Here is a 10,258-nt window from a genome sequence, read left to right as displayed (position 1 = left end):
AACGCGCCGTCCGCGTTCCGGTGCGGCGACCGGGTGCCGACCACGAGGAGGTCGAGCCCCGCGGCCCCGAAGTCGCACGGGACGGGCTCGGCGGTCAGGTGTCGCGCGTCGACGAGCAGCGCCCGCCCGTCCTCCCCGTAGAGGGACGCCATCTGGTCTATGACGCCGGTGGGCGCGCCGACGTACCCGTTCTCCGCGTGCTGGACGATCCGGACGAGCTCGGCGCGGTCCGCCTCGATGCCCGCGAGGCCGGTCAGCGCCAGCGCGACGACGCACTCCAGCGAGTGCGAGGAGGACAGGCCCGCGCCGTGCGGCACGGTGCTCTCGATGCGGAGGCCGGCCCCCGGCGGCGCGAGACCCGCCCGCGCCAGCGCTCACGCCACGCCCGCGACGTGGGCTCCCCACCCGGTGACCTTGCCCGGGACCGTCGCGGCGGGGAACTCGACCCGCGCCGTACCCGGGCGGACACCGCCGCGATGCGGCCGTCGGCGCGGGGCCGGGCGCGCACGACGGTGCGGCGCGCGGGCGCGAAGGACAGCGCGAAGCCGCCGCTGTAGTCGGTGTGCTCGCCGATGATGTCGACCCGTCCCGGCGCGGACCACACTCCGCCGCGCACGCTCACACCTCCCCGAGTAGGCGGCGCGCCGCCTGCTCGGGGAGGGCGTCGGTGACGAAGGCGCCCATGCCCGACTCGGATCCGGCGAGGCACTTCGGCTTGTCCGCCGACCGCCGGATCGAGAACAGCTGGAGGTGCAGGTACCCGAGGTCGTCAGGGTCGTCCACCCGGCCCTGGTGCCACGCGGCGATGTACGGCAGCGGCGCGTCGTACAACCGGTCGAAGCGGGCCAGCAGGTCCAGGTAGAGCGCGACGAACGCGTCGCGCTCCGCGCCGTCGAGGTCGGGGATCGTCTTCGCCCTGCGGCGCGGGTACAGGTGGACCTCCACCGGCAAGCGCGCCGCCGCCGGGACGAACGCGGCGGTCCAGTGCGCGTTCTCCGCGACGACCCGGACGCCCGCGCGGCGCTCCGCGTCCAGCACGTCGGTGTGCAGGTCCCCACCGGTGCGGCGGCGGTACCGCGCGGCCGCCCCGAGCCTGCGGGACGTCCGCGGCGTCGTGAACGGGTGGGCGCAGATCTGGCCGTGCGGGTGGGACAGCGTCACGCCGATCTCCTCGCCGCGGCTCTCGAAGCAGAACACCTGCTCGACGCCCTCGATCCGGGACAGCGCGGCCGTGCGGGCGACGGGCGGCCGACCGGCTGAGTCACGGTGCGCGGCACGTGCCCGGAGAGCCGGACGCGCCGCTGTGTCAGGGGTCTCGCGGTCGTCGCGTCCGCTGTTCGCGCGTGCGGGATGAGGCGTCGGCGGCGGCCGGTGAACGGCCGGAACTCATGCGTGGACGGTGGTGCCGATGTCCTCGCCGTTGCAGACGTCGAGCATGGCGCCGCGCCGGGTCACATCGAAGATGTGCATGGTGAGGCCCTGCTCGTGCGCCAGGATGAACGCGCTTCTGTCCATGATGGAGATGCCGCGCGTGATGGCCTCCTCGTAGCGCAGCGTCTGGTACCGCGTGGCGTTCGAGTGCAGGTTCGGGTCGCGGTCGTAGACGCCGTCGACGCCGCGCTTGGCCACCAGGAGGGCGTCGGCCTCCAGTTCGAGCGCCCGCTGGACCGACGGGTAGTCGGTGGTGACGTAGGGCTGCCCGATGCCGCCCGCCAGCAGCACGATGCAGCCGTGGTCGAGGTGACGCATGGCCCGGAGCCGGATGAAGGGCTCCGCGACCGACTGGATCGGAATCGCCGTCATGACCCGGATGTCCGCGTCGGTGCGGGCGGTCAGAACGCCGCGCAGCATCAACGCGTTCATCACCGTACCGAGAATTCCGATATTGTCGGCCTCGGCGTGGGAAATGCCCCAACTGGCGGCCATTCGACCGCGGAAGTAGTTGCCGCCTCCAATGACGACGGCAACCCGGATGTCGTTGTCGTACAGGGCAATGATTTCGTCAGCGAGCTGCTGCAGCATCTGCTGGCTGACGCCCCAACCGGACTCGCCCGCCAGGGCCTCGCCGCTGAGCTTCACGACGACCCTCTTGTATCGCGTCACAGGCGAACAGGCTAGCACACCCCTCTGGACTAGGCGTGCCGATCGCCACCATCCGAGCGCACGCTTGCGGGACATCTTATTGACCTCAGCCGTGTTCCCGCATGTCCGCTTCTACCGCCTGCTCGAATGAGGCCCGCATGTCGTCGTACATACACATCCCCATGGCAGCGTCCACATGCCCCGCACGACAAGAAACGATCATCGGACGCAACATATGCAGGTATCCGTGCCCTTACAAAAAGCCGCCTGCCGAAATCGCTAAAGGGCTGCTTTGCGTCATTGCGCCGCCACCAACACGGCCATACTCCGAGCTGTGACTACATCTGGCGACCGGCATCTCGCGAAAGAAGTCAACCGCCGCCGGGTCTCCGCCCGCTCCGGTCCGCGGAGCTTGAGCAAGTCGATCGGGCCCTACGCGACGCGGTGGGGGAAGTCTCGGCCAAGGCGCCGTTGACGCCCGGCGCTCTTGCTCCTTGTCACTTTCCGCAGTTCGACTGTTGACGCTCTGCCGCTGTCTGTCGGGATCTCCGCCGCCGACACCTATGACAGCCAGGCCCCGGAGCCGCGGGTGCGCGGAATCCCGCCCATCCGATCGCGGCGCGGGCCGCGTCGCCGCCGTCCCGGCAGGCTGCACGGTGACAAGGGTTACGACTATCCCCACGTGCACGCTTTGCTCCGCGGTCGTGGGATCACCCGCGCATCGCCCGCCGCGGCATCGAGCGTTCCGACCGCCTCGGCCGGCACCGCTGGATGGTCGAACGCACCGTGGCGTGGCCGAACGGCTTCCGCCGACTGCACCGCCGCTGCGAACGCAAAGCCGAACACTGCCTGGCCTTCACCGCCATCGCCTGCGCCCTCATCTGCCATCGCCGACTTACCAGATAAGACGGGTTCTTGACCACTGCCGGGCCCGGCGGTTCTCCATGAGCGCGACAAGCAGCAGGGGCGGGTTCGATTCTCGCTGGCGCGGACTGGCGGGCACCGGACGGCATACCGCAGGCGCCCGCCACGGACGGCAAGGAGTGTGTGGTGCAGCTCCCCGAACATTGGTCTTGCAACAGCATCTGTTTCGCTGGTCTGGGGGCGTTCGACCTCCCCATCGCACTGCACTGCATGAATGTCGGATTCGGCGTGGCCACGACGGAGGCGAACTGCGGGCGGGCCGAGCGGAAGGCGTCGGCGGACGCGCGGGCCAAGGTCGTTGCATCAGAATCCCTCAACTGTGACGCAATGGTCCTGTGCGGCGGCGGATACTGTGCCCAGTCTTTTCGGCCCGGACGCCACAGCCGAGCAGCTGACGATGAAAGACGGACGGCCCTCTCGGGAAGCGGTTTGTCGTCCGCATTACCCAAGAACATCGAGAAGACCGGCGGATCAGGCGATATCCCGTTCGCGATACCGCGACGACCGCCGCCCGTCAACGTGGACAACAACTCCCGGACGCCATGGCCGAAATATTCGCCGCCACCCGGACCAGAATGCCGCGACGCGTCCTGATGCCGGAAGAGTCGCAATCTCTTCGCGCTGTTCCGCTGCTACGCGGAGAACGACGCGGCCGCCGCCATGACGATCGACGCCGACCTGTACCAAGTCGGCGCGGAATGGGTGGACCGTTACCCGGACGCGGCAGAAGAAGCCGACACGGTGCTCCCGGTGTATCCGCGCCGGTGGTACGAGGGAGGCCCGACCGTCCCGCTGATCTACGCGGGCGTCGGGAACCGCGATACGGCTTCTTCGCGTCCATGATGAAGCGCGTGCCGACGGCCGGGAGGAGGCGTGGACGTACGGCGTCGACGTCTTCCTGACGATGACGCCGGAATCGCACATGTCGCCCTGCCGACCGGCAAAGTGCAGCCCGCCGTGCCTGCGTGCGACGGCGCCGCCCGCGGCCCGCTTCGTGAAGTCCAGGTCGATGCCCTCGGAGTCGAACACGGCCTCCGGTATGGCGGACGGGGGCCACGTGCCGGTGCCCATCCGGTGCGGCGTCGCGCGGACAGCCATGTCACCTGCCGGAACTTCGGCAGCGACTCCATCTCGCCCCTCGCGACGGACCCAGTTCCGCGTGGGCACCTCTCCTTCGACCAGGCCGGCGGGTCGGCCCCTCCGCAGCGGGAGGTGCGCTGCGGTCGTGAGCGTCGGCGGGTTCCCCGAGCGCGCGAGGGACTGCGACGGATCTTGTGACATGGATCGGCGAATCGCCCGCACGGGTCGTCCGGATCCCCTCCGACGTGATGGAGCACGTAAGAGGACCACCACACGCGCCGACACGTCCGACAACGCATCCTCGGTCGTCAGCGCCTCGTTCCTGAACGATCCCGTCGGTGAGCTCCGCCGACACGCCGAGATCGCGTCCACCGGATCGAGACTGGGCAAGGGGGAGTTGACCATGCAGGCGAACCGCGTAGCGGCCTACCCCACCGAGCATCGAGGACTGGCGGCATGGAAGGGAAGCACGGGCGGTCCGGCTCCGAGCCGACAATGCCATGCCGCGACGGCGCGGAGCTGGGCGCGCAGTGCGGTCGGCGACGTCTCCGCACCGCACCGATTTGCGGCCTCGCCACATGGTGATCTGCAGTGCGGCCCTGGACATGACATCGGGTTGCGGCCCTCAGGAGGTGAACATCGCCTGTGGTCGAACAGCCAGAAGTCCGCGCCGGGCGGCATCACGTCCCCTGCCCGGTCACGACGCTCTGGGACGTGAGCAGGTGCTCCCACAGGAGGCAGTCCGACGGCGGTTCGCAGGTCATGCGGGCGTGGAAGCCGAATCGGCCCGCCGTGGGCGGCAATGTCCCGTCGCGGCTACGAACCGCGAAGCCGCTCGATCTCCGCTTCCAGTTCGCGCACTCTCGCTTCCAGCTCGGCTCTCGTGGGCTTCCGCGGGTGGCGCGGCAGGTGACGGCTTGGCCGGACCAGGCGGCTCCTCGACGAGACCGACGGCCTCGCCGTCCACGATGGTCGCCGGATCGAGACCGCACTCGGGGCACGATGTGGAGCCCGTGAACGCCGAGTGAAGGGTCTTGTGCGTGTAGTGCGCCTGCTTCTCCACGACGTGGCCGCAGTACAACCGGAGGCGCCATCGCATCAGTTCATGGGGCTGCTTCGGAGTCCCGAGGAGGCGGCCGATCTCTCCGATCTGCCGTGGCGGCAGCGGCGGCGGCGGGCAGCACTTGCCGCAGTGCATGGTCAGCGATCCCGAGACCGAGTGGCGATGAGAGCGGCAGTCGCCGTGCGCCTTCTTGAACCGCGCCTGCTCAGCGTCGTAGCGGGCGCGCTCCTCCTCCGTGAAGTACATGGTGCCCTTGAAGTCCCAAGGTTCCTCATCTCGATACGGGAGACCGCAACCGGGACACGGCTCTCCCGCGACGTAGGCTTCCCACGTCAACGGAGCGACATCGCACCGCACCGCTTCGCGGATGCGCTCGGCCGTTTTCTGCGCCCGCTCGTGCTTCTTGGTCAGTTCGAATGGCGCGTCGAGGTCGCCGCGCCGCTCGTACTCGGTGAGGTCGACCATGGTTCGACCGTAGAGGCATCCGCCGTCCGACGTTCGAGGATTCACCTGATCGCCGCCAGAACCTCTCCCAAGACGGCGTCGCACCCCAGCGCCAGGGGCACGCGACTCTCGGCCAGGCGGCCCCCGAACCGACCAGCGGCGCCATCGCCGCAGAAATGCCGCGTGATACGGCATATCACCGACCCTGCTAGGCCAGGGAGCGTGTCAGCCCCAGCGGCCGTCCTTGGTGTTCGGGACGAACACCCTGTGTTTGAGGTAACCGGGCCAGGCGGACCCGTGACCGGCGAACCCCTTTTCCTGGCCGGCGGCGAAGGCGAGCAGCCAGCCGGTGATGAACGTCAGGCTTCCGCCGCCGTACGCGATGGACAGCACGACGGGACTACCGGGGTCCAGCATGATCAGACAGAACACCGGTACCGTGGCGATCAGGAAGACAACGGCCGCTATCAACTGGCGGACCCGCCTTCGCCGCGTCGCCGCGATGCTGTGCACGGCATAGGTCAGCGTTTCCTGGCACACCGGACACCTGACGGTGTGCCGACGGGCTGGTTCTCCGTCCTCGGGCCGTTCGACGTCCCAAATTCGGCCACTGTAGTTCCAGGCGATGGTGGTGAACGACACCGGGCGCCCGAAGAAGTTCTGGCGATGGCCGAGCATTGCGCGCTGCTGTCGCTCGATCGCCATCGCCATGCCGTGACTCCTTCGGATCGCTCTCACCCGCATCCTCGCCAGAGCCGGAAGCCGCGGTCAACTGCGCCCACGCCGTCGCCTTCGAAGTGCGCGATCCGCATCCGCTCGCGAAAAGTCGGCTGACCTGGGGTTACGTCAGTGTGCACGGCCGATGTCGCCGCGGGCCGCCGGATAGCCGCGGCACGCGGCCGAGGGCCCGGAAGTAGGCTTGGGCGGTGTTCTCGCCCCAAGGTCCCTCTCTGCGTGAACTGGCGGTGCAGGCGCTGTCCTCTGTCGAGCGCGGCTACGACCTGCTCGCGCCGAAGTTCGACCACACGCCTTTCCGCACCCCGGACGCCATTCTCGACGCGACCGCCGACGCGCTTCGTCCGCTGGCGCCGTTCGGGCAGGGACTGGACGTGTGCTGCGGCACGGGTGCGGGCATGCGGGTCCTGCGCCCCCTGTGCCAAGGGCGGATCACAGGCGTGGACTTCAGCGCGGGCATGCTCGCGCAGGCGCGCAGAGCGCACCCGGACGCCGAGTGGGTGCGGGCCGACGTCCGAGACCTGCGCTTGGCCGGGGACTTCGATCTCGCGGTGAGCTTCGGAGCGCTCGGGCACTTCCTGCCCGCAGAACGTCCTGCGCTGTTCGCCGGGGTGTACCGCGCGCTGCGGCCCGGCGGGCTCTTCGCCTTCCCGATCGGCGCACCCCAGCCCATCACCTCGGCCTGGTACTGGGCGCTGCTCGGATTCGACCTGGTCATGCGGGTCCGCAACGCCGTGCGGCGGCCCCCGTTCGTCATGTACTACCGCACGTGCCCGCTGCACGCGGTCCGCGACGACCTGACGGCGGCCGGATTCACCGTGACGACCGTTCCCCTGACCGCCCTGGGACGTCGCGAGGACGGCAGCCCGCGCTACCGGCTCGTTCTCGCGCGCAGACCCGGCACGTCCTGACCGGTCCGCGGCCTCGTTCATGCGCTCCCGGCTCCTGTTGTAGGCCTCGGCCGGCAGCATGCCGAGCCCCACCTGATCGGCGGCCGGGCCGCCCTCTCCGGACGGAAGGCGACCGTTCACACACGGGCGACGCGGGTTGAAGGGGGCGGCGTCACCGGGTCGGTCGATGCGCCAACGGGGTGATCAGTACACGGGCGGGACGATTCGGGCGCGGTCGTGCGACGCGGCCGCGGCGGAGCCGGGGTGGATCATTGCGTCGGCTTGCGGGCGACCCCGCAGACTCCCAGATTCGCGATCTCGTCGTCCGGCTCCTCCCCGTCGGGCCCGAGCTCGGGCCGCCACAGGTACGGTTCGACCAGGCCCGGCTCGATGAGCTCGAAGTCTCCGAACAGGGCCTTGATCTCGTCCCTGTCCCGCAGGGTGCCGAGGCCCATCGCCTGCTGGTAGGCGGTGGCGACGTCGCGCAGAGCCGGGAGTACGTGGCTGATCGACAGGAAGCTGCCGGGGGCCAACCGGTCGCGGAGACGGGCCAGCAGTTCGGCGGGCTGCGGGTCGGGCAGGAAGTGGAACAGGGCCAGCGCGCTGACGGCGATGGGCCGGGTGAAGTCGAGGGTCCGGGCCGCCTGCTGGATGATGCGGTCGATGTCGACGACGTCCGCGTCGATGTAGTCGGTGGCGCCCTCGGGATGACTGGTCAGCAGCGCACGGGCGTGGACGAGCACGATGGGGTCGTTGTCGACGTACACGACCCGGGAGTCGGGGGCGATGCCCTGGGCGACCTCATGCAGGTTGGGCGAGGTCGGCAGTCCGGTGCCGAGGTCCAGGAACTGCCGGATCCCGTACTCGCGCGCGAGCAGGCCGACCGAGCGCACCAGGAACCTGCGGTTGGCCTGCGCCAGCGGCCGCATCTGCGGGCAGATGCCCAGCACCCGCCGGCCGAACTCGCGGTCGACGCTGAAGTGGTCCTTGCCGCCGAGGAAGAAGTCGTAGACCCGCGCGGGGTGCGGCTCGTCAGTACGCAGGTCCACAGAAGGGGGGATCTCTGTCATGGGTCGCTTCCCGGAGCCGACGGTACGGCAGTAGCGTATAGGTGCCGGTCGGCCGATCACCGGGCCCGTATGCACAGATCGAGCAGCCGGCGAATGCACCGGCCGCACGACCTGCTCCGTCTTCGCTCGAGCGACAAAAGTCACATCAAGGCCACCGAGAAATGCCGCGCCGCCGCCCCTGGGCCACGGCATGCGCGCGGCGTCGGCAGCCGTGCATCAGGAGCCGGTCGATCAACCGTGTCGCCCAGGTCGGCGGGGTCGGCTGTGCCGAGCCCGTCCGGAAGGCGCCGCGCCACCGGGCGCCGTTCACCGCCCGGTAGCGGGGTCCCTGGAGGGGTAGAACGCCCAGGTCACAGGGGTGTTCGCCGCGCGGCGGACGGAGAGGACAGGCCATGCGGATCGCAGTCATCGGCACCGGTCTCATCGGCTCGCAGGTCGTGCGCGAACTCGTCGCGGCAGGGCACGACGCGGCCGGGCACTCCCGTTCCACCGGGATCGACCTGCTCACCGGCGCGGGCCTCGACGAGGCGGTGCGCGGCGCCCGGGCCGTGGTGGACGTGAGCAACTCACCGACCTTCGACGAGGCGTCCATCGACTTCTTCCGCACCTCGGCCGGCCATCTGCTCGCCGCCGCGGCGAAGGCGGGCGTCGGGCACATCGTCGTGTTGTCGATCGTGGGCGTCGACCGGGTCCCCGGCCTCGCCTACTACCGGGCCAAGACGCTGCAGGAGAACCTGGTGAAGGCGGGCCCCGTCCCGTATTCGATCGTGCGCGCCACCCAGTTCATGGAGTTCGTCCCGGCGGTGCTGGACGCGACCACCGACGGCGATGTCGTGCGCCTGCCGTCCACCCCGGTCCAGCCCATCAGCTCCGCGGAGGTCGCCGCCGAGGTCGCAGAGGTCGCCGCCGGCGACCCGCTGCGGGGCACCCGCGGCATCGCCGGGCCCGAGGTGTTCCCGCTCGACGAGCTCGGCCGCATGACTCTGGAGGCGGCAGGCGACGGCCGCCGCGTCGTCACCGACGACACCGCCGGCATGTTCGCCGCCGTCGAGGGGGACGTGCTCACCGCGCCCGAAGGCGCCCGCCTCGCCGCCACTCGCTACCGCGACTGGCTGCGGACCCGCTGAGGGAAGTCCCGCGCGGCGGCATCAGGTCACCAGGCCCCTGCGGTAGGCGTAGACGACGGCCTGCACGCGGTCGCGCAGGTCGAGCTTGGTGAGGATGCGCGACACGTACGTCTTCACGGTCTCCTGGCTGATCACCAGCGTCGCGGCGATCTCGCTGTTGGACAGGCCGTTGGCGATGAGACGCAGCACCTCCAGTTCGCGCGGGGTCAGCGCGACGTCGTCCGGTGTGGCCTCGGCGGGACGGATCCGCGCCGCGTACTTGCCGACGAGCTGCCGCGTCACCTCCGGCGCCAGCAGCGCGGCACCGGTGGCGACGGTGCGGATGCCGTGCAACAGCTGCGCGGGCGGGGCGTCCTTGAGCAGGAAGCCGCTCGCGCCCGCGCGCAGCGCCTCGTAGACGTACTCGTCCAGGTTGAACGTCGTCACCACGAGCACCTTGACGGGCTGCGCCACCCCGGCGCCGGCGAGCAGGCGGGTCGCCTCGATGCCGTCGAGCACCGGCATCCGCACGTCCATGACCACCACGTCCGGGTGCAGGCGGCGGGCGAGGTCGACCGCGGTGCGCCCGTCTTCGCACTCGCCCACGATCTCCATGTCGGGCTGCGCGTCGATGATGGTGACGAATCCGGTGCGGATCAGCGCCTGGTCGTCGCAGACCAGGACCCGGATCGGTTGGCTCACGACGGGCTCCCGGCGGGGATGCGGGCGCGGACGACGAAGCCGCCGTCGGGTTGCGGGTCCGCGGTGAAGTCGCCGCCCAACGCGTCGATGCGTTCCCGGAGCCCGGCCAGGCCCCGCCCGCTTCCGCCGGGGGACGCGGCGCGCGAACCGGTGCCGTCGGTG

10 protein-coding genes and 3 pseudogenes are annotated in these 10,258 nt (G+C 70.3%); 4 read left to right on the top strand and 9 right to left on the bottom strand.

Features of this window, described 5'->3' with window-relative positions; all coding sequences use genetic code 11:
* The 4 genes and pseudogenes from QSK22_RS32845 to pyrH all read right to left on the bottom strand — a co-directional run.
* On the bottom strand, positions 1-317 hold a 317-nt coding region (locus QSK22_RS32845; protein ID WP_502872399.1), incomplete at its 3' end, for a GHMP family kinase ATP-binding protein.
* Positions 254-604: a galactokinase family protein gene (locus tag QSK22_RS33950; RefSeq protein ID WP_352231515.1), complete on the bottom strand. Its 351-nt coding sequence runs from the start codon at positions 602-604 to the stop codon at positions 254-256. The genes QSK22_RS32845 and QSK22_RS33950, both read right to left, overlap by 64 nt.
* Before the next feature lie 14 nt (positions 605-618).
* Positions 619-1,242, bottom strand: a pseudogene (locus QSK22_RS32840) (galactose-1-phosphate uridylyltransferase); the annotation flags it as partial.
* A gap of 144 nt (positions 1,243-1,386) precedes the next feature.
* Positions 1,387-2,103 carry a UMP kinase gene (pyrH, locus tag QSK22_RS32835; protein WP_285498390.1) on the bottom strand — a complete coding sequence of 239 codons (717 nt, stop codon included), beginning with the start codon at positions 2,101-2,103 and terminating at the stop codon, positions 1,387-1,389.
* Between the two features lie 505 nt (positions 2,104-2,608).
* Here pyrH and QSK22_RS32830 point away from each other — a divergent pair.
* Both QSK22_RS32830 and QSK22_RS32825 read left to right on the top strand, forming a co-directional pair.
* A pseudogene (locus tag QSK22_RS32830) lies at positions 2,609-2,988 on the top strand (transposase); the annotation flags it as partial.
* Positions 2,989-3,666: 678 nt separating this feature from the next.
* Positions 3,667-3,849 carry a hypothetical protein gene (locus QSK22_RS32825; RefSeq protein ID WP_285498389.1) on the top strand — a complete coding sequence of 61 codons (183 nt, stop codon included), beginning with the start codon at positions 3,667-3,669 and terminating at the stop codon, positions 3,847-3,849.
* Between the two features lie 997 nt (positions 3,850-4,846).
* Here QSK22_RS32825 and QSK22_RS32820 read toward each other — a convergent pair.
* A complete protein-coding gene (locus tag QSK22_RS32820) occupies positions 4,847-5,614 on the bottom strand; it encodes a hypothetical protein (protein WP_285498388.1) in 768 nt (255 codons plus the stop codon).
* Positions 5,615-5,818: 204 nt separating this feature from the next.
* Complete coding sequence (locus QSK22_RS32815) at positions 5,819-6,304, bottom strand: cytochrome c-type biogenesis protein (RefSeq protein ID WP_285498387.1); 486 nt, start codon at positions 6,302-6,304, stop codon at positions 5,819-5,821.
* A 215-nt stretch (positions 6,305-6,519) separates the two neighbouring features.
* Between QSK22_RS32815 and QSK22_RS32810 the strand changes: the two genes are divergently transcribed.
* Positions 6,520-7,239 carry a class I SAM-dependent DNA methyltransferase gene (locus QSK22_RS32810; protein ID WP_285498386.1) on the top strand — a complete coding sequence of 240 codons (720 nt, stop codon included), beginning with the start codon at positions 6,520-6,522 and terminating at the stop codon, positions 7,237-7,239.
* Positions 7,240-7,487: 248 nt separating this feature from the next.
* On the opposite strand, the gene QSK22_RS32805 is transcribed toward QSK22_RS32810, so the two are convergent.
* Complete coding sequence (locus tag QSK22_RS32805) at positions 7,488-8,267, bottom strand: SAM-dependent methyltransferase (RefSeq protein WP_285498385.1); 780 nt, start codon at positions 8,265-8,267, stop codon at positions 7,488-7,490.
* 413 nt (positions 8,268-8,680) lie between these two features.
* Here QSK22_RS32805 and QSK22_RS32800 point away from each other — a divergent pair, with 413 nt between their 5' ends.
* On the top strand, positions 8,681-9,415 hold the full coding sequence (locus QSK22_RS32800) for an SDR family oxidoreductase (RefSeq protein ID WP_285498384.1): 735 nt from the start codon (positions 8,681-8,683) through the stop codon (positions 9,413-9,415).
* 21 nt (positions 9,416-9,436) lie between these two features.
* Here QSK22_RS32800 and QSK22_RS32795 read toward each other — a convergent pair whose 3' ends face one another.
* Both QSK22_RS32795 and QSK22_RS32790 read right to left on the bottom strand, forming a co-directional pair.
* Positions 9,437-10,096: a response regulator gene (locus QSK22_RS32795; RefSeq protein ID WP_285498383.1), complete on the bottom strand. Its 660-nt coding sequence runs from the start codon at positions 10,094-10,096 to the stop codon at positions 9,437-9,439.
* Positions 10,093-10,258, bottom strand: a pseudogene (locus QSK22_RS32790) (two-component sensor histidine kinase); the annotation flags it as partial. The pseudogene QSK22_RS32790 and the gene QSK22_RS32795, both read right to left, overlap by 4 nt.

Origin of the sequence: Actinomadura sp. NBRC 104425, from assembly GCF_030269545.1 — a bacterium.
GTDB classification, from domain to species: domain Bacteria; phylum Actinomycetota; class Actinomycetes; order Streptosporangiales; family Streptosporangiaceae; genus Spirillospora; species Spirillospora keratinilytica.
Note: the sequence above shows the minus strand (reverse complement) of the source record. Positions and strands in the feature narration are given on the sequence as shown.

Bases quoted from the DNA above. Each gene is read 5' to 3' on its own strand.
- QSK22_RS32825 (WP_285498389.1), top strand. From the start codon at position 3,667: ATGACGATCGACGCCGACCTGTACCAAGTCGGCGCGGAATGGGTGGAC.
- QSK22_RS32820 (WP_285498388.1), bottom strand. From the start codon at position 5,614: ATGGTCGACCTCACCGAGTACGAGCGGCGCGGCGACCTCGACGCGCCA.
- QSK22_RS32815 (WP_285498387.1), bottom strand. From the start codon at position 6,304: ATGGCGATGGCGATCGAGCGACAGCAGCGCGCAATGCTCGGCCATCGC.
- QSK22_RS32800 (WP_285498384.1), top strand. From the start codon at position 8,681: ATGCGGATCGCAGTCATCGGCACCGGTCTCATCGGCTCGCAGGTCGTG.